24 protein-coding genes and 2 riboswitches are annotated in these 23663 nt (G+C 38.8%); of the genes, 9 read left to right on the top strand and 15 right to left on the bottom strand.

Annotation, left to right across the window (positions count from 1 at the left end; translation table 11 throughout):
- Positions 1-175 precede the first annotated feature (175 nt).
- On the top strand, positions 176-2584 hold the full coding sequence (locus JFV29_RS07135; protein ID WP_201182047.1) for a penicillin acylase family protein: 2409 nt from the start codon (positions 176-178) through the stop codon (positions 2582-2584).
- A gap of 257 nt (positions 2585-2841) precedes the next feature.
- On the opposite strand, the gene JFV29_RS07130 is transcribed toward JFV29_RS07135, so the two are convergent.
- Genes JFV29_RS07130 through hppD form a run of 4 tightly spaced genes read right to left on the bottom strand, consistent with a single transcriptional unit; the run spans position 2842 to position 7459 of the window.
- The gene (locus tag JFV29_RS07130; protein WP_201182045.1) at positions 2842-3999 is read right to left on the bottom strand and encodes a homogentisate 1,2-dioxygenase; all 1158 of its coding nucleotides are present in this window, start codon (positions 3997-3999) and stop codon (positions 2842-2844) included.
- A gap of 45 nt (positions 4000-4044) precedes the next feature.
- Positions 4045-5337 carry a fumarylacetoacetase gene (gene fahA, locus JFV29_RS07125; protein ID WP_201182043.1) on the bottom strand — a complete coding sequence of 431 codons (1293 nt, stop codon included), beginning with the start codon at positions 5335-5337 and terminating at the stop codon, positions 4045-4047.
- Positions 5334-6278 carry a hypothetical protein gene (locus JFV29_RS07120; protein WP_201182041.1) on the bottom strand — a complete coding sequence of 315 codons (945 nt, stop codon included), beginning with the start codon at positions 6276-6278 and terminating at the stop codon, positions 5334-5336. Before JFV29_RS07120 ends, fahA begins: the two co-directional genes overlap by 4 nt.
- A 59-nt stretch (positions 6279-6337) precedes the next feature.
- A complete protein-coding gene (hppD, locus tag JFV29_RS07115; RefSeq protein ID WP_201182039.1) occupies positions 6338-7459 on the bottom strand; it encodes a 4-hydroxyphenylpyruvate dioxygenase in 1122 nt (373 codons plus the stop codon).
- Between the two features lie 241 nt (positions 7460-7700).
- Here hppD and JFV29_RS07110 point away from each other — a divergent pair, with 241 nt between their 5' ends.
- Entirely contained in the window at positions 7701-7946 is a 246-nt protein-coding gene (locus JFV29_RS07110) for a DUF1450 domain-containing protein (protein WP_201182037.1), read from the top strand.
- A 246-nt stretch (positions 7947-8192) separates the two neighbouring features.
- Here JFV29_RS07110 and JFV29_RS07105 read toward each other — a convergent pair whose 3' ends face one another.
- From JFV29_RS07105 to JFV29_RS07095, 3 genes are read right to left on the bottom strand one after another with little or no spacing between them, the layout of a single operon-like run.
- Entirely contained in the window at positions 8193-9014 is an 822-nt protein-coding gene (locus tag JFV29_RS07105) for a MetQ/NlpA family ABC transporter substrate-binding protein (protein WP_098177490.1), read from the bottom strand.
- Between the two features lie 53 nt (positions 9015-9067).
- The gene (locus JFV29_RS07100) at positions 9068-9736 is read right to left on the bottom strand and encodes a methionine ABC transporter permease (protein WP_053344881.1); all 669 of its coding nucleotides are present in this window, start codon (positions 9734-9736) and stop codon (positions 9068-9070) included.
- Positions 9723-10739 (bottom strand): methionine ABC transporter ATP-binding protein, encoded by a 1017-nt coding sequence (locus JFV29_RS07095; protein WP_201182035.1) that lies wholly within the window; start codon positions 10737-10739, stop codon positions 9723-9725. Before JFV29_RS07095 ends, JFV29_RS07100 begins: the two co-directional genes overlap by 14 nt.
- A gap of 65 nt (positions 10740-10804) precedes the next feature.
- Positions 10805-10911, bottom strand: a riboswitch (SAM riboswitch).
- Positions 10912-11566: 655 nt separating this feature from the next.
- Here JFV29_RS07095 and JFV29_RS07090 point away from each other — a divergent pair.
- The gene (locus tag JFV29_RS07090; RefSeq protein ID WP_201182033.1) at positions 11567-12394 is read left to right on the top strand and encodes an MBL fold metallo-hydrolase; all 828 of its coding nucleotides are present in this window, start codon (positions 11567-11569) and stop codon (positions 12392-12394) included.
- Between the two features lie 102 nt (positions 12395-12496).
- Positions 12497-12696, top strand: a riboswitch (cobalamin riboswitch).
- 268 nt (positions 12697-12964) lie between these two features.
- Positions 12965-13198 (top strand): hypothetical protein, encoded by a 234-nt coding sequence (locus JFV29_RS07085; protein ID WP_201182023.1) that lies wholly within the window; start codon positions 12965-12967, stop codon positions 13196-13198.
- A gap of 34 nt (positions 13199-13232) precedes the next feature.
- Here JFV29_RS07085 and JFV29_RS07080 read toward each other — a convergent pair whose 3' ends face one another.
- The 6 genes from JFV29_RS07080 to JFV29_RS07055 form a co-directional block, all read right to left on the bottom strand.
- Entirely contained in the window at positions 13233-13421 is a 189-nt protein-coding gene (locus tag JFV29_RS07080; protein ID WP_053344891.1) for a hypothetical protein, read from the bottom strand.
- 97 nt (positions 13422-13518) lie between these two features.
- Complete coding sequence (locus JFV29_RS07075; protein ID WP_053344892.1) at positions 13519-13722, bottom strand: YheE family protein; 204 nt, start codon at positions 13720-13722, stop codon at positions 13519-13521.
- A gap of 61 nt (positions 13723-13783) precedes the next feature.
- On the bottom strand, positions 13784-14980 hold the full coding sequence (locus JFV29_RS07070; RefSeq protein ID WP_201182021.1) for a YheC/YheD family endospore coat-associated protein: 1197 nt from the start codon (positions 14978-14980) through the stop codon (positions 13784-13786).
- Positions 14977-16344 (bottom strand): YheC/YheD family endospore coat-associated protein, encoded by a 1368-nt coding sequence (locus tag JFV29_RS07065; RefSeq protein ID WP_053344894.1) that lies wholly within the window; start codon positions 16342-16344, stop codon positions 14977-14979. Before JFV29_RS07065 ends, JFV29_RS07070 begins: the two co-directional genes overlap by 4 nt.
- A 3-nt stretch (positions 16345-16347) precedes the next feature.
- Positions 16348-17418 (bottom strand): YheC/YheD family endospore coat-associated protein, encoded by a 1071-nt coding sequence (locus JFV29_RS07060; protein WP_201182019.1) that lies wholly within the window; start codon positions 17416-17418, stop codon positions 16348-16350.
- A gap of 16 nt (positions 17419-17434) precedes the next feature.
- Positions 17435-18796, bottom strand: coding sequence for a YheC/YheD family endospore coat-associated protein (locus JFV29_RS07055; protein WP_201182017.1), 1362 nt, complete (start codon positions 18794-18796; stop codon positions 17435-17437).
- Positions 18797-18933: 137 nt separating this feature from the next.
- Here JFV29_RS07055 and JFV29_RS07050 point away from each other — a divergent pair, with 137 nt between their 5' ends.
- The 4 genes from JFV29_RS07050 (at position 18934) to JFV29_RS07035 (ending at position 21901) form a co-directional block, all read left to right on the top strand.
- Positions 18934-20073 (top strand): DUF445 domain-containing protein, encoded by a 1140-nt coding sequence (locus JFV29_RS07050; RefSeq protein ID WP_201182015.1) that lies wholly within the window; start codon positions 18934-18936, stop codon positions 20071-20073.
- Positions 20074-20146: 73 nt separating this feature from the next.
- Positions 20147-20500, top strand: a complete 354-nt coding sequence (locus JFV29_RS07045; RefSeq protein ID WP_053344898.1) for a YlbF family regulator — start codon at positions 20147-20149, stop codon at positions 20498-20500.
- A 158-nt stretch (positions 20501-20658) separates the two neighbouring features.
- Positions 20659-21525, top strand: a complete 867-nt coding sequence (locus JFV29_RS07040) for a Cof-type HAD-IIB family hydrolase (RefSeq protein WP_201182013.1) — start codon at positions 20659-20661, stop codon at positions 21523-21525.
- A gap of 127 nt (positions 21526-21652) precedes the next feature.
- Entirely contained in the window at positions 21653-21901 is a 249-nt protein-coding gene (locus tag JFV29_RS07035; protein ID WP_053344899.1) for a transcriptional regulator SplA domain-containing protein, read from the top strand.
- Between the two features lie 80 nt (positions 21902-21981).
- On the opposite strand, the gene JFV29_RS07030 is transcribed toward JFV29_RS07035, so the two are convergent.
- Together JFV29_RS07030 and JFV29_RS07025 are read right to left on the bottom strand one after the other, a co-directional pair.
- Positions 21982-22443 carry a DinB family protein gene (locus JFV29_RS07030; protein ID WP_201182011.1) on the bottom strand — a complete coding sequence of 154 codons (462 nt, stop codon included), beginning with the start codon at positions 22441-22443 and terminating at the stop codon, positions 21982-21984.
- 170 nt (positions 22444-22613) lie between these two features.
- On the bottom strand, positions 22614-23063 hold the full coding sequence (locus tag JFV29_RS07025) for a DinB family protein (protein WP_056527958.1): 450 nt from the start codon (positions 23061-23063) through the stop codon (positions 22614-22616).
- Positions 23064-23357: 294 nt separating this feature from the next.
- Here JFV29_RS07025 and JFV29_RS07020 point away from each other — a divergent pair, with 294 nt between their 5' ends.
- Entirely contained in the window at positions 23358-23660 is a 303-nt protein-coding gene (locus JFV29_RS07020; RefSeq protein WP_201182009.1) for an urease subunit gamma, read from the top strand.
- Positions 23661-23663 lie beyond the last annotated feature (3 nt).

The following is a 23663-nucleotide window of genomic DNA, read 5'->3' as shown; positions in this document are numbered from 1 at the left end:
ATGGAATACTCACATGACTAAGGGATTTAGAACAAAAGTTGGATAGTGTAAGATAAAAACTAATAATATATTCCTGAAAGTTCTAAATATTTAAATATTATCTTGAATTAGTATAACAGCAAGGTTATGATTCGTAATATAAGTGTTATAAAAAAGTGGAGGTGGAAATGTAATTATGAAGACGAAGTGGCTAATATCAGTCATAATCCTATTTGTTTTCATTTTTCCTCAAAATCTAGTTTTTGCTGGGAAGGATAAGAATGAAGGGATCAAAGTAGTACGTGATAATTTTGGAGTACCCCATTTATACGCTAAAAATAAAAAAGATTTATATGAAGCGTATGGATATGTTATGGCAAAGGATCGACTATTTCAGTTGGAAATGTTCCGTCGCGGAAATGAGGGGACCGTTTCAGAAATTTTTGGAGAGGATTATCTTTCAAAAGATGAGCAATCCAGAAGAGATGGATATAGTGATAAAGAAATTAAAAAAATGATTGACGGTCTGGATCGTCAGCCAAAAGAATTAATAGCAAAATTTGCTGAAGGTATTTCACGTTATGTAAATGAAGCTTTAAAAGATCCAGATGATAAACTTTCGAAGGAGTTTCATGAATATCAGTTTTTACCGCAAAAATGGACTTCAACAGATGTTGTCCGTGTTTATATGGTATCCATGACCTATTTTATGGATAATCACCAGGAGTTAAAAAACGCAGAGATACTTGCAAAGCTAGAACATGAATATGGGACAGAAGTTTCCCGGAAAATGTTTGATGATTTAGTGTGGAAAAATGATCCTAGCGCTCCTACAAGCATTGTAAGCGAGGGGAAACCAAAAAGGGACTCGTCTTCTCAATCCCTTCAAATACTGTCTTCAGCTGTAATCAAAGCTTCTGAAAAAGTCGGAAAGGAAAGGGAGAATTTTGTCCAATCATCTGAAGAACTTGGATTACCGTTAAAGATAGGCAGTAATGCCGCCATAGTCGGTTCTGAGAAATCTGCAACAGGAAATGCTTTATTATTCAGTGGACCACAAGTAGGTTTTGTTGCTCCTGGATTTTTGTACGAGGTAGGTTTGCATTCGCCAGGTTTTGATATGGAAGGTTCAGGATTCATAGGCTATCCTTTCATCATGTTCGGAGCCAACAATCACTTTGCTCTAAGTGCGACAGCTGGGTACGGAAATGTAACCGATATCTTTGAGGAAAAATTGAATGCGAACAACTCTTCCCAGTATTTATACAAAGGGAAGTGGAGAGACATGGAAAAGAGGAAGGAATCTTTCACAGTCAAAGGAGACAATGGAGAAAAGATAACAGTAGAAAAGATTTATTATCGGACAGTACATGGTCCTGTAATTAGTAGAGATGAAACAAATAAAGTTGCTTACAGTAAGTCGTGGTCTTTCCGTGGAACTGAGGCCCAAAGCATGTCGGCTTACATGAAAGCGAATTGGGCAAAAAACTTAAAAGAATTTGAGAATGCAGCTAGTGAATATACGATGTCTTTGAATTGGTATTATGCGGATAAGAAAGGTGATATAGCGTATTATCATGTAGGAAGATATCCAGTAAGAAACAGCAAAATTGATGAAAGAATCCCTACACCTGGAACAGGAGAATATGAGTGGAAAGGTTTTATTCCTTTTAAAGAGAACCCTCATGTAATCAATCCGAAGAATGGCTATGTAGTTAATTGGAACAATAAGCCTTCTAAAGAGTGGGTAAATGGTGAATATAGTTTTTATTGGGGCGAGGATAATCGAGTCCAACAATATATCAATGGGATGGAAGCGAGAGGGAAAGTTACATTAGAAGATATTAATGAAATTAATTATACGGCAAGCTTTGCACAGCTACGAGCAAACCTCTTTAAACCGTTATTGATTGATGTGTTGGACAAGAATAAATCAACCAACTGGAACTACACCTATTTAATTGAAAAACTGGAAGAATGGAATAATCTAAAAGAAGACGAAAATAAAGATGGATATTATGATGCAGGGATTGCGGCATTCTTTGATGAATGGTGGAATAATCTCCATGATAAACTCTTTAGGGATGAATTGGGAGACTTCTATGGAATAACGAAAGAAATTACCGATCATCGCTATGGGGCTTCATTAGCATATAAAATATTAAGCAAGGAATCTACAAACTATAAATGGGTGAACGTAGATCAGGAAAAAATAATAATGGAAAGCACAAACGAAGTACTTGCTAAATTGCAATCAGAAAAAGGGTTAAAAGCTGAAAAATGGCGTATGCCTATAAAAACGATGACTTTTGGTGAAAAATCATTGATTGGTATTCCCCACGGGTATGGCTCAATGACTCCAATTATTGAAATGAATCGTGGAAGTGAAAATCATTATATTGAAATGACTCCGAAAGGGCCGAGTGGCTTTAACATCACACCGCCTGGTCAAATTGGATTTGTAAAAAAAGATGGAACGATAAGTGACCACTATGATGACCAACTAGTTATGTTCGCCGAATGGAAATTCAAGCCATACTTATTTAACAAGAAAGATATTTATAAATCAGCTAAAAATGTAAGCGCATTAAATATGAGTAAGTAGAAAGTAACGATTTGAATATACCCTATCATTCAAGCATAAAGAGCCTATACTATTGATGCTGTGACCTCGATTTTGAATCGGGGTCATTTTTGTAATCCCCACTTGTAATGACAAAGTAGGTTACAAACAAAATGCCGGGGCAAGGGGAAATCTTACTCCGGCAATATATTAAGAATAATGGGAGAATCGATCTATTTGGGGAGATGCTCAATCATGTGCATGATAGATTCAGTAAGGTATTAAGATATTATCAGCAATTATTTTGCCAGCCAGCTGCTCATATATTCTTCATCTTCTATATCGTGTGCGTCCTTTACGATATACAAGGGACGGAATGTATCGACCATGATGGCTAGTTCCTGTGTTTCTTTTTTACCGATACTTGCCTCAATTTTGCCTGGATGCGGCCCATGTGGCAAACCGCTTGGATGAAGGGTAAGTGAGCCTTTTTCAATACCTCGACGGCTCATGAAGTTACCATGAACATAGTATAGAACCTCATCACTGTCCACATTGCTGTGGACATAAGGAGCAGGAATGGCATCTGGATGGTAATCATACATACGCGGCACAAATGAACAGACAACATAATTATGCGCTTCGAACGTCTGATGTACTGGCGGTGGCTGATGAACGCGCCCTGTTATCGGTTCAAAATCATGAATGCTGAACGCATAAGGAAAGAGGTAACCATCCCATCCTACCGCATCAAGCGGATGAAAATCATACGTATAGGATGTAATCATACCCTGTGCTCGCACTCGTATTTCAAATTCTCCTTTTTCATCTTTCGGCTCCAGTTTTTCTGGTGTCCGGAAATCACGCTCGCAATAAGGTGAATGCTCAAGGAGTTGGCCAAATTCATTGCGATAGCGCTTTGGAGGAACAATAGAGGAATTTGATTCAACAATGAAAAATCTAGCTTCCTTTGACTCTAAAACTACACGATATGTTGTGCCTATTGGAATGACAAGATAGTCACCAGGTCCGAAACTTAAATCGCCGAAAATACTTTCAATCTTGCCCGTGCCTTCATGAACAAACAACAATTCATCACCTTCACCGTTCCGATAAAAATAATCCATCTGCTTATTAGGGCGTGCAACGCCGAGAGCTACATCATCGTTAGCCAGGAAAATTTTGCGGGCTTCTAGAAAATCACCGCCTACACTTGTATTCCAAGTCCGGAAATGACGATGTATTAACGCATCTTTTTCTTCAAGTTCATAATGAACATCACGAATTTTTGCTGCTTTCTTAACTTGTGTAGGCTGATTGATATGATAAATGAGTGACTGAATACTAGAGAAACCTTTCGTGCCCATCAATTGCTCATAATATAGGCTTCCATCGTCCTTACGAAACTGAGTATGACGTTTATGTGGAATGCGGCCCATTTTAACATAATGTGTCATTGACTAAACTCCTTTTCCGTAGCTGTCATCTTTTATATATAGGTGCTACTTCTTCACGTTTTGCGTACCTAAAATCTTTGCCTCTGAAAGGGCCGGCAAAACTTGACCGCTTACTTCACCAAAACCAATTCGATATCCATCTCCTTGGCACCAGCCACTGATAGTCAACTTGTCCCCATCTTCAATCCAGCTTCGTTTACCGCCGCTGTTAAGTTTAAGCGGCTCTGTGCCACGCCATGAAAGTTCAAGCAGGCTGCCACGTTCTTCACTGTTAGGACCGCTGATAGTACCAGATGCATGCATGTCACCAGGGCGTAGATTACATCCAGTAATGGTATGGTGAGCCACCTGTTGAGCAATCGACCAATACAGATAGCTAAAATTTGTATTCGTAATTTTGGTTGATTGTTCTGTGTTTTCTGGTGTCAAATGAGCTTCAAGGTTAATATTGAATGCGCCATCTTTTGTTTGCTGTAAGTATGGAAACGGCTCCGGTTCCTGCTGCGGCCCAGGTGTGCGAAAAGGATCTAATGCTTCTAGCGGCACAACCCAAGGAGAGATTGATGTAGCGAAATTCTTAGAATTAAATGGCCCAAGAGGCTGGTACTCCCATGCTTGAATATCACGTGCACTCCAGTCATTCACGAGAACTAGCCCGAAAACATGATCTTCAGCCTGATTAACTGGAATTGGTTCTCCAGGGCGGTTGCCAGGTCCAATAAACCAACCCATTTCAAGTTCGAAATCAAGCTGAATAGATGGACCAAATACTGGATCTGCATCTTTTGGTTTGCGCTGTCCCGAAGGGCGCCGCACCTTTGTACCACTTGGAACGATAGAACTGGACCGTCCATGATATCCGATCGGCAAGTGTGTCCAGTTTGGCATGAGTGCATTATCTTTTCCTCTGAACATAGTCCCCACATTGGTCGCGTGCTCTCTTGAGGCATAGAAGTCTGTATAGTCTCCTATCTTTGCAGGAAGTAGCATCTCTACATCTTTCAATGGGTGGAACGCTTTTAAACGAAGTTCTTCATCATCACGTAAATCAGGCGTGTTCGCATCCAAAAGGTATTGTAATTTCTTACGTACAGAAGTCCAGGCGGGACGGCCGAGTTCCATAAATAGATTGAGTGAAGAAGCGGAAAAGACATTCTTTTCTTCTGCACCGGTCCCCTTTAACAGCCCTGCATCGTCAATTACAGATAAATCAAGAACATATTCACCAATGGCTGTACCGGCACGCGGGCCTTTGTCTTTGAATTGAAAGATGCCATATGGCAAATTTTGAATCGGAAAATGTGATTCCGGTGTTGTTTCGATAAAAGAATATTTCATCGTGGTGCCTCCCCATTAAAAATAGTCAGTTCACCAAGTTCTTTACGCGGCTCATCAAAGCTACAGCTTCCGTAAGAAGCAGCGAAGACTGTGCGTGCTTTGTTGATTTGAGAAGAACTGACAGATATACTGCGCCAAGAAAGCGTGTCTGGTGTAAACGAAAAGTGTGTTGGATCCTCATCCAACAATATGGTTTCAATGATTTTGCTGTCTATTGAATGGCAGTAGGAAAGTAGGGCTGCTGTAAATACGTTAACAAAGCCATGCATTTTTGTTTCCACTTCATTTCGATACTGGCGGATCGGATGATGCAGACCCGCTGTGAACTTTAAAGTTAGATTTCTTTTTCGGGATTCATGAATAACAATCGCTACTTGTTCGGCAGTAGGAAATAAATCCGATGTAATGCCGCCCATGCGCATTTTAATACCAATACTTTTCAAAGATTTTTGATTGATCAAGCGAATAGTATCCAATGTGTATGGAAGTTGATCAATCGTTCCTGTTATTTCACAATAAATCGGATAACTGGCTGTTTGTTTTTCGAGTTTCTCTAAGAAAGAAGAATCAACTTTTTTTGGAAGCGGAACTTCGATCGCCTCAATGGTACCAGCTGTTTTATATGTTTCTAAAAAAAGGTGAATATCTCCCATAGCCGTTTCAATTTCTAGGGGTTTCGTTAAAATAACAGATAATCGAAGTGGATATTGATCATTAAATTGATCTTTATATGGTTCGAGTTCACTCAGTCGTGAAGCGGGAATAACAAATGGACCAAGCATCCAGCTGTCTGAATCATGGATATATGCATGATAATTTGAAATTGCTTCTGGAAGCGGAAGTGCACTTGGTGGAAACAGGCCTGCATAATCAATAAGTTCGGTCATAAAATGACTGAGCGCTTCCTCTTTCCACATTCCATTTACTTTTGTTAACAACAACCTCACACCTCCTATAATAGGAGGCCATACTGGGTATTACGCCAGATGGCCGGTTCATATTAAATATTTCCACGAAGTTCCTGTTCGCGTTCAATCGATTCAAACAATGCTTTAAAGTTTCCATCGCCAAAACCAAGTGCACCTTTACGCTGAATGACTTCGATAAACATAGTTGGACGGTCAACTAATGGTTTTGTGAAAATTTGGAGCAAGTACCCTTCATCATCACGATCGACAAGGATATTAAGTTCTTGAAGTCGTTTCACATCTTCATCAATATCTCCTACACGATTGGCGAGGTCTGCGTAATAAGTGTCAGGAGTCTTTAAAAACTCAACACCATTTTCTTTTAGTGTGGCCACTGTGGTGATGATATCGTTTGTTAAAAGGGCAAGATGCTGAACACCTTGACCATTATAGTAATCTAGGAATTCTTGAATTTGAGATTTGCGTTTTCCTACAGCAGGTTCATTGATCGGGAACTTAATGCGTCCTGTTCCATTCATCATAACTTTTGACATTAGGGCTGAGTACTCGGTCGAAATGTTTTCATCATCAAAATGTTTCAGAACAGTAAAACCGAATACTTTTTCATAATAATTTGTCCATTCGTCCATTACTTCCACATTACCAACAAGGTGGTCAACACCGATTAAGCCTGAAAGTTGAGCTCCAAAGTTGTCCTCACGAGCTTTAAAACCTGGCAGAAATCCACCTTTATAATCGATTGGCTCAACAAGCGTGTGAATCGTATCCCCATATGTGCCTAAGATTGCTTTTCTTACTTTGCCATTTTCATCTTCTTCCACCCATGGTTCTCGAAGAGCGATGCCACCGCGTTCAATAGCACCCGCATATGTTTTTTCTAGGTCTTTTACGAGAAGGGAGATATCTTTTACTCCTTCGCCATGAGTTTTAATAAACTCAGCCACATCTGTGCTGTCTGATAGAGTACCTGTTAAAATCAATCGGATGGTGCCCTGTGCCATAACGTAAGATACACGGTCACGGGAGCCTGTTTCTAGTCCTTTATATGCTATAAGCTTGAATCCGAAAGCGTTTGCGTAATAATAAGCAGCCTGCTTTGCGTTCCCAGTATAGATTTCTACGTAATGGACACTCTTAACCGGAAACAATTCCTCTTTCTTTGCTTTAGAAGATCCAACTGTTTTTTTAGTCATATTTACCGCTCCTTAATCGTTTTTTTTACATAAAAAAGCTGAATTTTCTTAATTTTCCGCCAGTGATAGTTCACATCATAATACATAAAAATTTACCACGCAAATATGTGTTTTACCGCGGTTGACCATCATGGTAGCAACATTTTAACGCGATAAAACATATTTGCGTTTAGGTGTACTCTTGCACATTTTTTGTATATCTACTTAAAATGTTAGCAACTAAATAAAAGGGGAATTAGATATGAAAATTAGTGTAAAGTTCTGCCCTAGTAACTTTGAAGATGAGTTGGAAACTATTAAAGATAAATTAATGGAGTGTAGCGGTCTAGAGGTTATTGAGGATAGATGCTTGTTGTATTGCGGACAATGTTTAATGCAGCCGTTTGCAGTTGTAAATGGTGTAAACATTGTCGCAAACGATCCAGTTGAACTTCTCGAAAAAATTGAACAATATGTAGCTAGGCTTAAACAAGGAGACACTGTGTGAACAACGAGAAAATGAAATTAGTAATAATTGATTATCGCTTTTATTGACAACTATATCATTATATTGTGTTTTCCCCGAGAAACATGCGAACCTTCAGAGAGCATCCATCTATGATAAAATATATGTAAAACCCTACTACAAATGCTTATTAATTGCATTGATTGATATCTTCGCATAGTATGACGGAAAAAATTCAAGGCCTGTTCCCAAAAAGGGAGCAGGCCTTGAATTTTATGGTTTGGTTTCTTATTTCATCCAATCTGGTTTTCCGAAGCCTGCAAACTTGCTATCGATTACTTCTTCAAACTTGTCTGATTCAACTACTGATTTAATATCCTTAGCAAATTGTGCATCTGCATCTTTTGTATTCACAGCAACAACATTACGATACATATCCGGCATGTTTTCTAAAACAAGGGCATCTTGGAGATCCATTTTTGCTGCAAGAGCGAAGTTACCTGGGACCGCTGATAGGTCAACGCTGTCTGTTGCACGCGGCAATTGAGCCGATTCTAATGGTTTGAATTGAATGTTTTTTGGGTTCTTTGTTACATCTTTTTCAGATATTTTTAAGGGATCCACATCTGGCTTGACTTCAATTAAATCTTCATCTACTAGGACTTTAAGTGCACGTGCAAGGTTAACTGGATCGTTCGGTAGGGCTAGTGATGTACCATCTTTAATGTCTTTTAACGATTTATATTTGTTCGAGTATATACCCATTGGTGCTGTCGGTACAATAACAAGGTCAGAAAGCTCTAAATCATTTTCTTTAGCGAAGTTATCCATATACACTTTGTGCTGGAAAAGGTTGGCGTCGATTGAATTGTTGCCAAGCGATTTATTTGGCTGGATATAGTCAGTGAATTCAACGATTTCTATTTTGTAGCCAAGATCTTCTAGGCCTGGCTTAATGGCCTCTTTTACCATATCCGCGTAAGGACCGGTAGTTGCTCCGATTTTCAATTCTTTTTTGTCTTCAGTTTTTGGGGAAGCATCATCGCTTCCGCAAGCTGCCAAGCCAAGGGCTAGTGCGCAAACAGATAATAAAGAAGCTATTTTTTTCATTGGAAATTCCTCCTGTAATATGTTGTATTAAATCATTGTTAAAATGACTGATTCTATCGTTTATTTACTAAGTATGAGGCCTTGTCACCAACCATTTGAATGATTTGTACAAGGCAGATTAACACGACGATTGTCGTGATCATGACTGTGTTGTCATAACGGTAATAGCCGTACCGAATGGCCAGGTCACCAATTCCGCCCCCACCGATTGTCCCAGCCATCGCTGAGTAACCGATAAGTGAAATGGTCGTTAACGTCAACCCTTGAATGATTCCCGGTTTTGCCTCAGGAAGAAGTACATCCTTAATGATCATCCATGGAGTGGCACCTACAGCAATTGCAGCTTCAATCACACCTTTATCTATTTCGCGTAATGCCGATTCAACGATTCTTGCAAAAAAAGGTATCGCGGATACAGATAGGGAAACAGAAGCCGCTCTTGGCCCTATCGTTGATCCAGTAAGCAAATCCGTTAAAGGAAGGAGGGCGACTAAGAGAATGATAAACGGGATTGAACGGACAATATTGACAGCGAAACCGAGAGATCGATTCACGACGTTATTTTCAAAGATTAAATTCTTGGTCGTTGTAAACAGCAATACTCCAAGTGGCAAACCAATTAGAAGGGCTACCGCAAGGGAGATTCCAACCATATAGATTGTTTCGAGAAAGGCTTTATTAAGGTCAGGTAAAATATTGACGACGGAATCAAACAGTGACATGTTTCAACACCTCCACAGAACTGGTCCGATTTGTTATATATTCCAGTGCCGATTGAACTTCAGCAGCCTCACCAATTAATTCAATGATTAAGATTCCTAATGGAACATCCTGAATATATTCAATTTTGCCGTGCAAGATATTTCCCTTTACTGAATACTTTTGTAGAGCATCGGAAAGAATCGATTCACCGGCGGTGGGCCCTTCAAATTGAATTTGAATAATCGTTCCTTTGCTTTCCTCAATTAAGTGTGAGGGAAGCTCAAAATCCAATACACTGCTGATGAATTGCTTCGTCAACTGCTGCTTTGGTTGTGAAAATATCTCATAAACAGATCCTTCTTCGATAATCCTGCCATCCTGCATGACAGCGACTCGATGGCATAGTTCTTTGACTACTTCCATTTCATGGGTAATCAATACTATAGTGATACCAAGTTCCCGACTAATCTTTTTTAATAACTGTAAAATCGCTTTTGTTGTTGTTGGATCAAGGGCAGAAGTCGCTTCATCACATAATAGTACAGTAGGGTTATTGGCTAAGGCTCGCGCTATGCCGACCCGTTGCTTTTGACCTCCGCTGAGCTGGGCCGGATAGACATCCTTTTTATCACTAAGCCCAACTATGTCCAGCAGTTCTAGAACGCGACTTTTGATGACGCCCTTTGATTTGTGTGCGGCTTTCAAGGCGAAAGCAACATTTTCAAAAACGGTTTTGGAACTGACTAAGGAAAAGTGCTGAAATATCATACCGATTTTTTGTCGTTGTTTTCGAAGCTCTTTGCCTGATAAAGACGTTAAGTCAATCCCGTCAATAATGATTTTTCCTTTTGTCGGACGTTCAAGCAAATTTAAGCAGCGTATTAATGAGCTTTTTCCGGCTCCGCTGTAGCCAACAATCCCATAAACTTCACCAGTCTGAATTGTCAAAGATACGTTATCCACTCCGACAACTCGGGTATTTTTCGATATGTATTCCTTTCGGACTGATCGGATTTCAATCATGAGCCTTCCCCCTTAAACATAAAAAACTGCCTCTATCATTCAGAAAGAGGCAGCGAAATTATTTCGTCTTATCTTTCAGAATGTAATCATTCTGCAGGAAGTAGCACCGTTCCCGATTGGGGCGGTTGCCGGACATCACAGGGCCTGTTCCCTCAGTCACTCTTGATAAGTAAATTATTATTTTGGAATATTACAAGTTTTCTAATATAATCTATATTATTTGTAAATTCACATATTGTCAATCGTTTCTGTAATTTTAGAATAACTTTCTGGTGATTTAATTAATTTTTTTATGGTAAATCTAGAATTGGATAATCATACCTTTTGGAATCGGGGTATTGTCACCATTGATCGTTAATGGTCGTAAAGCCATACTTTTTCATGATTTTTGTAAGATAAGCTTCGTTCTTTTTAGCAGCTTGTCGATTTTTTTTAATAATTACGTGAATTTTTTGTCAGGAAAGTATTGTTTCAAAGTCTGTATCATGAATGCTTTAGCTTTTTTATCAACCAAGGTAATATTGATAGTTACTCAGCGTTAATGATTAGCCGTGAATTTTTTTATCGCCCAAACTTAAATACGGAGTACCCTTTCTTAACAACTTCCTTTTAACCGAAGCCAGATTTTTGCTGTTTCTTTTCTTAGTTGCATAATAGAATACCTTAAATCAATGACAATGGTTTCAAAAAGTGCCTTGATTCTACCGGAAAATATACTACGGGTCTTTGCTAGGAAAATACTATTTGCTTGTCAAAAGTATGGAGGAATATTACATTTATTGTAATGAACAAGGGGTATTTTTATACAATTGATGAGGAGGGAAGCCATGCTAGAGATTAAGACGATAAATGATGTGGTTTGTGTACAAGGGACCCCTGAAGGAATAAAGTCGGGGATGAGTGTATATGTTTTTTTAACAGACGGCCTATTGATTGATACGGGAGCCCAAATTTTATTGGAAGAACTTATCCCTTTCTATGAATCAGCCAACTTCGATTTAGTGGCGCTAACGCATTATCATGAGGACCATACTGGCGGTGCTTCCTGGATACAGGAACATAGAAAAGTTCCAATTTATATTCATCCGGTGTCGATTGATGTATGTGCGAAGGATGCTGAATATCCTGATTATCGCAAAACTTTTTGGGGAAGGAGAGATGGCTTCAAAGCTGAGCCGCTGGGGAGGGCTGTTCATTCCCGTACCCAAACGTGGGAGCCAATCTTTACCCCAGGTCATGCTATGGACCATATGGTGTATTTGAATCACAGTAATGGCATGCTGTTTTCAGGTGACCTATTCGTTACACCGAAAACGAAGCTTGTTTTACGGGAAGAATCTGTCCCTGTTATCATCGATTCTATAAATAGATTACTTCAATATGATTTTGGAGAGGTTTTTTGTTGTCATGCCGGTCATGTCCCTAATGGGAAGGAAATGTTTCAAAGAAAGCTCGACTATTTGGAAAACCTGCGTGGTGAAATTTTACGATTACATAATCAAGGCTTGGCAGTACATGAAATCCAGCAAATTGTTTTGCCGAATCAATATCCGCTTATCGAGATATCTGGCCACGAATGGGATTCGGAGCATATTATCACATCGATATTAAAAGAAAAGATATTGATTAATAAGGATAATGGAGCGAAATACTAATTAGTGATTTTGTGTAATGGAAGAGCTGTTAATCAATTTCCTTTTGAACACAGAAGCACGCATTGTAGTTTAAGGGATAATTTTATAATTTAAACTGAAAATTAAATACGTCTAGAAAAAGGTGCAGATAATATATTGAAGATTATCTGCTTAAAAGGGAAGTCCGGTTAGAATCCGGCGCTGTCCCGCAACTGTATATGAGAGCGATTCGAGTAATGCCACTGTCTCCTGCAAAAGGGGATGGGAAGGTTCGAAAAGCGATGATCATGAGCCAGGATACCTGCCTATTTTTAGCACAGCATCATAAACCTACGAGGATAGGAGGTGTTAAGTGCGAGAATTGACAAGAGCATGTTTTTCATTTTTTGAAAAATGGAAAATTCATGTTTGTTTTTTGTTATGTTTTCTTTTGCACTCTAACAACTTCTAATCGGGAAGTTGTTTTTTTATTTTTTTAGATGTAATCAATTATAATAGTCGATTTTTTAACAAAATTATAAGGAAATCTCGTCTCTCTATGGAACAAGAGAAAAGTTTTCTTTATGAACAAAATTTAAGGGGGGATAATGCATGTTTGGAACAGTTAGATACTTTACGGATTTTTTAAAAGCTAAGATTATGTATAATTTTTCTGGGGAAAAAATGATTTCTTTAAGCGAAAATCATACAAGGTTGAACAAGGAAATTAATGTGAAGGCAAAAAATTCAAAAGAAAAAGTAGAGTATTTACTTTTTCTTGAAAAGGCTTATGGAATAATTAATAAGGAAATGTTCGGTCAAAAGGAGGAGTTGACAGTTTTATAAAAAGGAGCCACCTAAAGGAGGCTCCGGACACTAATTATTTATTCTTGTTTGGCTCGGTTTCATCATAAAAATCATGGGCTTCTTCAATGTTCTGAAGGTCAGCAGCTGCATAAACATTCCCGCCGGCCAGCCCTTCATTGATGTAACGGTCGATGTCTAAGAAAGCAGAGTTCTTGCCTTCATATTCGGTATCCTTCAAAAATGTGAATTCTTCTTTATCCAAAAGAAATCCCTCCTAACCTTTTTTTATAGTGTAGGCAAAAGAGGGCTTTTTATTCTGAGTAAGTCCTCATGAATGAAATGAGGAGTTTAGCACTAAGTTATTCATATACATGATAGACCATTAAGTCATGTATGATGCTTTTGAGCTTAGCTTCGTCTGTTTCTGAAGGGGGATTGGCAGTCCATTCTATGGACCCGTCTTTATGGTATAAGGCTTGGACGGCCTGCTTGTTAAAGTAAAAGGAAATTTTCCAACCTGGTAAATTTTTATGTAATGGTGTCCATTGAAAATGAGTAATCATATGTATAACCTCCATATAAGCTGTCTCTCATTTCATTATAATGGAAAACGGCAGATGGAGGTTATTTTCTCGTTTGATTTAATAAAGTTAATTCAATAAACAGGTTTTTCAAATGCAAGAGTCGGCTTGCTTCAATTTCTTCTTCATCAAATTGCATGGGTTTAGAGTTTACTTCGTAAATGAAGAGTGATCCTGTTGAATCTTCGCCAATATCAATAGAGAATTCCCCGAGAAAGCCGAATTTCTTCGAAAGAATCAGACCGCACTTTTGAGCAATGTACGCCAACTTCCGGTTTAAATTCCTCGATTGTAAGTTTTTGTAAGGGAAAAGTTTCCCGCCTCTTGGAGTATGGGTTGTGATTTCCTGGGTTTGTGACATCCGTACAGCCTTACCAGTAATTTTATAGAACCCATTTTCATAATGAACGAGAACTCGGTAATCATAACGATGTCCATTCAGTTTCTTTGGTATAACCGCGCGTTGGGCGAGATAGGCTCTTCTCATCAGTAGCATTTTTTTATGCTCCCAAAATGAGGAGAAATTTGGGAAGGATTCACTATGTTTTAGGCTATTAAACTGAAGAGTTTCATCAGGATTCTCTATTAGTGTGTAAATACCTTTCCCTTGGCTTCCTTTAGATGGTTTTAGGTAAATATGTCTGTGGGATTTTAAAAAAGCCCTCAGTCCATCGCAATCACCTAGGATAATTGTTGATGGAAGATGGTTGGTGAGGGAGCCATCTTCCATCAATGCTTCATACATCATATATTTATCTAAAAAACAAGGATTGAAAAGGTTCATACCATGATCTTGAAAGTAGTTGATAAGCCGTTGAAAATCCTCTGATGCCTCGAAGCTCCTTGAGGGAATTCGGTTATAAACTATATCGGGAAGCGGCATCTTAACCTCGATCCATTTGTTTGAAATGGAGGAAAAAAGGAAGCCTTTTACTGGGATGGAATGAAAGGTCTCAACCGTAAATACAAACACTAAAATCCCATGTTCCAGCAAATATAGTGATAAATCCTGAAAAAGGGTCAAGTTTCCCCCTATTCCTGATTCCTTTTTGGGATTTGAAGAAGTTAAAATTCCGACGACGAGCATCCGGCTACCTGGAAAAATAGAAATAGGAATAAGTGTTTGATTATTTTGATTCTGTTTATAGTGTATTTCCTCTTTTTCCGCGCCGGCGAATAGTTGCATGTTTTCTTGGTCGTGGTACCAGCTTTCAGTTGGAATATCGTAAAAAATATTCATCTCTGCACACCGACAGCATTTGTAATGGTTTGTTCCGTAAGATAAATAGCATAATCAAGGCTGAGCTTTCTTGTTAGCAGCTCGAACTCTTTGAGTTTTGGATGGGAAAAGATTGAACGTCCTGGTTTAGAATTAGCTTCAAACATCCAAACTTGCCCTTTTTTATCTAATCCAAAATCAAAACCGATTTCTGCAATGATGCCATCTAAGTGCTCTTCAATACTTTCACTTAATATTAGGGCGGCTTCCGAAAGCTTTCGTTCGACTTCTTTCGCCTCATCATCATCACCATATAGCTCGGCAATCGTCTTGATGACACCTCCGCTTTTAATGTGGGTAGTAACGCTTCCAGCGCCGGCTATTTTTGCGGCGATTGCAGTTACCTGCCAAATTCCCTTGCTGTCCTTGTTCGTATGCACTCGGAAATCTACAGGTCGTTTAGAAGAACGAATTAATGGTATGCCCTGCTGCACAATGAGATTTTCAAGCGGTCGATTATGAAAGATGTGTTTTACAATGGATTCTAAAGTAGAAAACTTTTGCAATTTATTTTCCTGAGCATCATTTTTATAACGACAATAGTAGACATTTTCATGTTTATCATAAAGAATTTGGTGAATTCCAAGCCCAAGGCTGCCATGAATAGGCTTTATATAAACTTGGCGGTAATGAGAAAGCAGGGTTTCTACGACGGACAGAGATTGAAAAGGATACGTTTCCGGTAAAAAAGGAAGTGCACGCTCATCCGCACATAACCGTTCATTTATATCCCATTTATTAAAAAAACCTGGATTGTACCAAGGAATTGTATACTCTTTTTGGAATTTCTGTTTCACTTCCTTAGGGCCATCCCGGTTTTCCGTCAAACGGTTAGGGAGCCGGTCATAGATGACATTTGGAAAAGGAAATTCGTTAATATTCCAGTCATCGTTCTCATAGACATAGCCCTTGATTGTTTCTTTTTCCCAATTGATTACATTTTCACCGAAAACAAAAGGGATACAGCCTGTTGTTTGGCTCAGAGAAAGGAGTTTTGAAAAAAAATCTGAACGTTCCCCGAGCGGTTTGTTTGAAATGCCGGTAAAACCTGATGAAAATATCCCGACGACTGGCCCAATATGAATGCTCTTACCGTATATAAATAGATGAAGAGGCATATCGACCTGAGTAAATATTAAAGATTCCGCGAGACTTTCTGACAGGACGATTGTTTGCTTGATTGCAGGATTTTGTTTAACAATGGCAGGACATGAATGCTGGCCAAAATATATTAATTCAATCTCTGCCAAATCTCCAAGCTCTGATGGATAGAAGAGAACGTTGCCGGGAGTATCGGCAATCTCGGCAGGATAAGTCTTTCTCACTCTCTATTCACCTGCTTTCTGAAGATGATCGGCTAAAAATTGGCTATATTGGAACGGTGCGCGATGGATATCCTTCATCGATTCAGGTTGAAGTGTTTGGATGATTTTCCTACCTGGTTTTGAGTTAATATCCATTATCCATATTTGCCCTTTTTTATCAATGCCTAGGTCGATTCCTAGCTCAAATAGCCTTTCAAAAACGGCTTCGGTTTCGACAGGTAAGGTACGGAGGATATGCTGGATTTTTTGTTCGGCAGCAATTGGAATAGATTCAGGATTTTTTTTGATGAAAGCCTCGAGCGAAATAGCTTCCCCACCAGTGGCTAAATTGGACGTGATTCCATCTTGTTGTCCCAGGCGAATGCCTCTGCCGCGTTCCATCCACTGATTTTTTTCGTTTTTTTGAAGTAAAATTCGTAAATCGAACGGTTCCTTTTTCTGGTTGCAAAGTTCTAAATAAGGCTGACAAAGGTAACTATATCGATTTAATAAATGCTGCAGCCATTTGTTCAGTTGAGATTTAGAGTCAAATTTACGGTCGTATTTGGTGCCCTTTTTTGTCATGGACACCAATGTGCCGCCTTCGGTTTTTGTGAGAAGATAGATTCCCGTACCACCTGCTCCAAACTCTGGTTTGATAATAATTTTATCCAGACGTTCCAAATGCCCGCTGATTTCTTCAGGTGTGGTAACTTGAACGGTTTCTGGAAAAAATGCCTCTAGCAGGGGATGTTTTTTTAAAATTTGATAAACTTCCCACTTTCCTGGAAGGCCAAGGCCAAGGAAACTTGAGTTAACTTTTAACCAATTGATTTTATCGCGCATTTCCGTCGAAACACGAGATAAGCCATGGAAACAGCGGTCATATACAAAATCAGGGAGATCAAATGATTCAGAGCGCCATGTTTCCTTTTCGGCATCAAAACGTTCTCCTCGAACTTTCTTCACATCGATATCAATATTCTCGGGTGTGAATTTACATACATTCATATTAAATGATTTAGCTGCTTTTGCTATTTCAGTAAAATAATGATTTTCATGTGTATCTGACGTTGCCATTAATCCTATTAACACGTGCCAGCAACTCCTTTTATGGATGGTTTTCTCGGTCAAGAGTAAGCATAAATTCAACAATGGACTTTACTGATGGACGAAAGGTTTCATAGTTGCCCTGAAATTTTTTCGAAGGTTTCGAGTTCACTTCAATAATCCAAGGGTGTGTGTCAACATCAAGTGCTAAATCGATTCCGAGCTCCCCGAATAAATCATCATGATTTTCTGCCAAAGTATGGGCAGTTTTTTTAGCAAGTCTTATAAGCTTTTGGTGCAAACGTGCGGCTTCCTGAGGGTCAAATACTTCCTTTAAAAAGTCTGAGCCGTTTTTCATCATACCGCCCTGTGCAAGATTGGAAACGATATTACCTGGATCTCCTATCCGGGCAACCATGGAGGTAACTTTCCATTGAAACTGCTCGTTTTGATGAAGAAGGATTCGGAAATCAACTTTTCTCTGATCGATTTCAAACAAGGAAATCCCCTTTTGAAGGATGTAGGCTTGTTTTCTGCAGAATTTTTTCAAGGCGTTATACAACTTTTCATTCGTATCCGCAATATGCACATTTTGTATATGTCCGGTTTGCTCGATTTTCCATTTTCCATCTACTTGTGTTAACCTGCAAATATTCCTTCCTTGACTGCCGGAAGTAGGCTTTAAATAGATAACAGAATGGTTCTCTAAAAATGTAAAGAAGGCTTCCTTCTCGTTAAAAAGTATGGTATCAGGCAGATTTGAAAGCAGTTCATATTCTAAGAGAAGAAGCTCATGTACATCGAACTTAGAAAGAAACCCTCCATTAAACATCGGGATTGAATATGATTTTAGTTCATTTGTAAACAGATCGAAGGTTGGCGATTCTTCCATTCTGCGCGAATGAATCCGATTATAAAACACATTAGGGATAGGTAGAGTAAGGGTTTGCCACCCATTTTGCCCTGGCCAATATCCTTCCACTACGCCTTCTTTTAGAGACTGTATTCCTACTAAAAAGAAGGAAAAGCCTTGTTGATGACAGTAGGATTTCATCTCCTGATAAAATTTTTCCATCTCCCCAAATGTCCCATCTTTCAAGGGAAGTTGGTTGATGAGTGCAGCAAAGAAGGGCCCTATATTTATTGATCTATCCTCCGCATGGAAGGTCACGGAAATTGGGTCTGAAAAAGCAGGCAGGGATAAAATTTGTTTTGTATCAAATGAAAGCTTTATTGTTGGCTGGGATGAAGGGAATGGTTGGACGAGTACAGGAACGGAACGGCATCCCGCCATAAGCGTAAGGGGTTCCCCATATTGAAGATCCCACGCCTCGAATAATTTTTCTTCGATGAACAGTAGTGCCTTCTTTCTAGTGATTGCAGGATTTACCGTAATGAAAATTTTTTGAAATTTAAGATTCATTATAATTCCCCGTTTGCACTAAGTTTGATATCCTTTTATAATTAAATGATGGGCAAAAGTGGATAACACATTCTATGTTTTTCCAATTAGAACGTGTCATTAAGCCTTTATTTCAAGCAACAAAAGGAGAAATCCTCATGGATGAGTTTTGGGTAAAAATACTGTTTATGGTTGTTGTTGGTGCTGTAATTGGAGGGTTCACTAATTTATTGGCTATCCGGATGCTGTTTAGACCTTATAAACCAATCTATATTTTCGGGAAACAGCTGCCGTTGACACCAGGTTTAATTCCTAAGCGGCAAGATGAGTTAGCTAGTCAGTTAGGTAAATTGGTCGTTGAACATTTAATCACACCTGAAAGCATTCAAAGTAAGGTTATCAATGATGCCTCTATACAGAATATGAAAATTTTCGTTCAGGCAGAAGTAAAGAAAGCGTTGTCCACGGAAAAAAGTACAGCTCAATTGCTTGATCAATTGGGAATGAAGAATTCTTCCTTCTCGTTAGAACAGCAATTACAGACTTTCGTTCTTGGTAAATACGAAACATGGTTGGACGAAAATAGCGGCAAGAGCTTACAGGACATCGTCCCATTGCACATTCAGCAAAAAGCAGTGGAGTCGATCCCGGATATTTCTCGATTCATCGTAACAAAAGGAAAAGAATATTTTAACAGTGAAGAAGGTAAGGGGCGCCTTGAAGACATGTTGGATGATTTTTTCAAGGAACGGGGTAAATTGATCAATTTAATTCAGATGTTTATCGGGAATGAAAAGTTAATTGATAAAATTCAGCCGGAAATCATTAAATTTTTTGAACAATCACGAACTATTGATATATTGTCAGTGATGATGGTAAAAGAGTGGGAAAACCTCGAGAAATGGGATGTTATGAAAGTAGAAAGCTTGATTGGGAAAGAAACGATAAGACAGTTTATTACCGAAAAAACGACAGAAATGATACCAGTCGCTACTATCATGGAAAAACCAGTTCGTGAGTTGACTGCCAATTTCTCTGATAAGATTGTTGAAAAAGGGGTCCCAATTCTTGTGGAAAAAGGTGCCGACTATTTAATTAATCACTTTCAGCCGCTTTTCCAAAAGCTTCATTTGGATGATATTGTGGAAGAACAGGTGGCCTCATTTTCCGTTTCGCGACTTGAGGAAATGGTCGTTTCCATCACTAAGAAGGAATTGTCAATGATCACATACCTTGGAGCATTGCTTGGAGGAATCATCGGTTTATTCCAAGGTTTTGTAACTGTTTTATTAGGATGACGTGTAATTAGCAAAGGGATTTGTTATAGTGGTAAAGGTGTAGGAATACAATGATTACTGGGAGGGGAAAACCATGAGTAACGTATATGATGCAGCATATGAAATGGAAAAGGCAATTCGAGCAAGTAATGAATATGCCGACTTGCAACGCTTATATGAAATCGTCAATTCGGATGAAGCAACAAAAGGAATGTTTGAAAACTTTCGAAATTTGCAGATGTCTTTGCAACAAAAGCAAATGATGGGGCAGGAAATTGCTCCGGAAGAGGTGGAGCAAGCACAAAAAACAGTACAGCTTGTTCAACAAAACCCAACCATCTCAAAATTGATGGAAGCGGAACAAAGGATGAGCATGGTCATTGCTGACCTTAATAAAATTATCATGAAGCCGCTTGAAGATTTATATGGTCTGCCTGAACAACAGTAGTAAGCTGTTGAGAACTCCCTGCCTTTATGGTAGGGAGTTTTTTTGTCGGAAAAGTTAGTGCCAAATCGAGTGTAAGGTGCTCTGAACTTCTATTTGTTCTACTCTTCAAATTTTAGTCATAAATTTGAAAGAGGATACTATAGATGGGGGAGATCAACATGGTATATCGTCTACTTGCGATTAATATTGACGGAACATTGCTCCAGTCGAATGGCCGTTTAAATAAATCAACTAAAGAAGCAATTGATTATGTGCACCAAAAAGGTGTCCATGTTGCGCTTGTGACGTCAAGAAACTATCACTCTGCAAAAAAAGCGGCCAAAGCCCTAAAAATAAATCCGATGATCGTTGCTCAGCAGGGAGCTTTTGTTGGAGCATCAATTGAGAAGCCTATATTGGTGAAAAGAATTTCAGAAGAATTGACTGTGGAACTAGTTCAAATGCTTGAAAAAACTACCTGCCAAATTCTACTCATTCATGAAAAATACTCGCTTGGCAATCGAGTCAACCTTCCAGAGAATTTGCTCGGTAAATCAGTTATGTATTTGAATGATCAAAATATATATGCTCAAAATTATGTGGATGATATCAGTGAAGAGTTAATTGATAAGCCAATGGCTCCGACAAAAATAGATATCATTTTTTCGGAACAAAGTGACCAAACAGATATGCTAAAACTGATAAAGGATATGTTCCCGGAGGTTGATGTTATCTTACATCCAGGATACAAGCTGACGGTTGTTCCAAAGGGTGTATCCAAGTGGAGCGGTGTATTGTATTTAGCAGATCATTTAAAGGTAAAAAGAAGTGAAATTGTCTCGATTGGAGACGGGTTAGATGATATGGAGATGATAGCTGGATCTGGTCTGGGTGTTGCCATGGGCAACGCAGATCAGGAAGTTAAGAAAGTCGCGAAATGGGTGACCCGCTCTAATGATGAACACGGTGTTGCCTATATGTTAAGAGAATTTTTCCGTAAACAACATCCGATTGAGTTTTTGCAGAAGATGAATATGCTTAAATGAATAAGGAGACTCCTTCGATCACGAAGGAGTCCTATTTAGTTATGTCGCTGGCAATGTGATTTTATATAATAATTCTAAGCACCTTTCCATAAACTAAAGAAAATCTGTAAAGGAAAGGAAGAATTCAATGGGTATTATCAATGCGAAAGAAGTACAAGTAGGTGACGAGGTATTTGTAATTTATAATAATCCCCATGTTCCTACTGTTTCGAATGTGAGGGCAGCAGAAATTGTCCCTCATCCAAAAGATCCTAATGCAGTTGCTTTGTTTCTGAACGATACATTTCATACAATTGAAGATGATGATGCTTTATTTTCTTCAGAAGCCGCTGCTGAAAAAGCCTATAACGATTATATGGACAACCAGATGATGTAAAGTTGAAGTGGGGGTCTTTGATTATCATATTTTAATGAGTATTAATGAAAAAAGCCTCACGCTTTGAAAAGCGGGGGCTTTTATTTTTGGGCTGCATTAATCACTCGTAACATCACGTGAATTTGTCCCATGTGGTACGTTTCGTGGAAAAGTGCAAGATTGACCATTTCGCTATAAGTTCTAAAACCTTTGAATGGTTTCTCCAGTTTTTCATTTAAGCGTTCTTCAGGAATGGCCAGAAGGCGATTAAGCTGTTCTTTAAATTGCTGAATTAAAACGTTAACTGATGGAACATCGTCTGTCCAGTCAGCCGGACTTGTACCTTGTGCAAAGAAATTAACATAATTGTCTGGCAAGTTCCCTGCTCGCGGATGATCGAGCAAGAATTTTTCTGTTACGAACAACGTATGGCCAAGATGCCAGTGAATGTTGTTGTTGAATCCTATTGGCTGAATGCTTGCCAGTTCAGGAGTAACACAATCAATAGCTCGTTCGAAAAATTTCCCTCTAATTAGTGAGAATCGTTTCTGTAATGGATTCATGCTAGATCCCCCTTTTTTAGCTCCTGTGAATGATATGTAATTATATAAAAACGTCCTTCGAATTATATCAAGGTTGTTCCTTGTTAAGTAAATCGAGATTTATTTAACAAGAAATTTCTGCCACTCCGGTTTTTATCGAAAAATCGGAATGGCAGCTTGTGGTTTATTAGTTAGGATTGGATGAGAAGTTTCATCGCATGAATTTGTCCAATGTGACTTGCCTCGTGTAGGACTACGAAGTTAATAAACTCTCCTACTGTTTCCATTTCTCTGAAAGGTTGTGCTACTTTTTCGTTCAAGCTTTCTTCCGGAATTTCAAGAAGCCGGCCAAGTTGTTCTTGTAACTGCTGCTTTAAAACTTCAACAGAAGGGATATCGCCTGTCCAGTCAGCTGGTTTTGAACCGTATCCAAATAGTTGTCCGTAATTAGCAGGCAAGTTGCTGTTATTTGGGGAGTCCAATAAAAATTTTTCCGCTGCGGATAGGACATGTCCAAGATGCCAATGGATTGTATTATTGAACCCTTTCGGCTGCACATCCATAAGCTCTGGACTTAATCCCTCGATTTCTTTTAGTAAATTTTCGCGCATAACTTTAAGTTGATTTTTCACATAACTCATTTTTTTGTTCCCCTCTCACTACTTTTTTAGCAAATAGTTCCTCATGAAATTATATCAAGGTTGTTTGGGTATTATCAAATTTTAGGTAAGCACTTTCAAAACGAGAGGTGTATATTAATTTACAAATAATTTCATTTTTACACTTGAAATTATCAGAAAATTTAATATAATTAGATATATGTTATGTTATATAACGTAAGTGCGTTAGGTAATGACTAATATTGTGTGTTGTATCTTTAATAGACTCTTATTATAAGGTGCTTTATGGTTTTGATTGGCAGAAGGAGAGAGGGCATGCGCTTAACAGCTAGGGAGCAAGAAAAATTAATGGTCGTAGTGGCAGCAGATTTGGCAAGAAGACGAAAAAATCGCGGCTTGAAATTGAACTATCCGGAATCGATTGCCTTGATCACATATGAAATTGTGGAAGGGGCACGCGATGGTAAGTCTGTCGCAGAACTGATGCAGTTTGGAAAGACAATTCTTTCAAGTGAAGATGTGATGGAAGGAATCCCGGAGATTATTCACGATATTCAAGTGGAAGCGACTTTTCCTGATGGTACAAAGCTTGTGACGGTTCATAATCCGATTCAGTAAGGA

It is taken from the genome of Peribacillus sp. TH16, from assembly GCF_016651095.1.
Lineage (GTDB): Bacteria > Bacillota > Bacilli > Bacillales > DSM-1321 > Peribacillus > Peribacillus butanolivorans.
The sequence above is the reverse complement of the archived record's forward strand: the minus strand, read 5'-3'. Positions and strand labels throughout refer to the sequence as shown.

Bases quoted from the DNA above. Each gene is read 5' to 3' on its own strand.
- JFV29_RS07135 (WP_201182047.1), top strand. From the start codon at position 176: ATGAAGACGAAGTGGCTAATATCAGTCATAATCCTATTTGTTTTCATT.
- JFV29_RS07130 (WP_201182045.1), bottom strand. From the start codon at position 3,999: ATGACACATTATGTTAAAATGGGCCGCATTCCACATAAACGTCATACT.
- fahA (WP_201182043.1), bottom strand. From the start codon at position 5,337: ATGAAATATTCTTTTATCGAAACAACACCGGAATCACATTTTCCGATT.
- hppD (WP_201182039.1), bottom strand. From the start codon at position 7,459: ATGACTAAAAAAACAGTTGGATCTTCTAAAGCAAAGAAAGAGGAATTG.
- JFV29_RS07110 (WP_201182037.1), top strand. From the start codon at position 7,701: ATGAAAATTAGTGTAAAGTTCTGCCCTAGTAACTTTGAAGATGAGTTG.
- JFV29_RS07105 (WP_098177490.1), bottom strand. From the start codon at position 9,014: ATGAAAAAAATAGCTTCTTTATTATCTGTTTGCGCACTAGCCCTTGGC.
- JFV29_RS07100 (WP_053344881.1), bottom strand. From the start codon at position 9,736: ATGTCACTGTTTGATTCCGTCGTCAATATTTTACCTGACCTTAATAAA.
- JFV29_RS07095 (WP_201182035.1), bottom strand. From the start codon at position 10,739: ATGATTGAAATCCGATCAGTCCGAAAGGAATACATATCGAAAAATACC.
- JFV29_RS07090 (WP_201182033.1), top strand. From the start codon at position 11,567: ATGCTAGAGATTAAGACGATAAATGATGTGGTTTGTGTACAAGGGACC.
- JFV29_RS07085 (WP_201182023.1), top strand. From the start codon at position 12,965: ATGTTTGGAACAGTTAGATACTTTACGGATTTTTTAAAAGCTAAGATT.
- JFV29_RS07075 (WP_053344892.1), bottom strand. From the start codon at position 13,722: ATGATTACTCATTTTCAATGGACACCATTACATAAAAATTTACCAGGT.
- JFV29_RS07070 (WP_201182021.1), bottom strand. From the start codon at position 14,980: ATGAATATTTTTTACGATATTCCAACTGAAAGCTGGTACCACGACCAA.
- JFV29_RS07055 (WP_201182017.1), bottom strand. From the start codon at position 18,796: ATGAATCTTAAATTTCAAAAAATTTTCATTACGGTAAATCCTGCAATC.
- JFV29_RS07050 (WP_201182015.1), top strand. From the start codon at position 18,934: ATGGATGAGTTTTGGGTAAAAATACTGTTTATGGTTGTTGTTGGTGCT.
- JFV29_RS07045 (WP_053344898.1), top strand. From the start codon at position 20,147: ATGAGTAACGTATATGATGCAGCATATGAAATGGAAAAGGCAATTCGA.
- JFV29_RS07040 (WP_201182013.1), top strand. From the start codon at position 20,659: ATGGTATATCGTCTACTTGCGATTAATATTGACGGAACATTGCTCCAG.
- JFV29_RS07035 (WP_053344899.1), top strand. From the start codon at position 21,653: ATGGGTATTATCAATGCGAAAGAAGTACAAGTAGGTGACGAGGTATTT.
- JFV29_RS07030 (WP_201182011.1), bottom strand. From the start codon at position 22,443: ATGAATCCATTACAGAAACGATTCTCACTAATTAGAGGGAAATTTTTC.
- JFV29_RS07025 (WP_056527958.1), bottom strand. From the start codon at position 23,063: ATGAGTTATGTGAAAAATCAACTTAAAGTTATGCGCGAAAATTTACTA.
- JFV29_RS07020 (WP_201182009.1), top strand. From the start codon at position 23,358: ATGCGCTTAACAGCTAGGGAGCAAGAAAAATTAATGGTCGTAGTGGCA.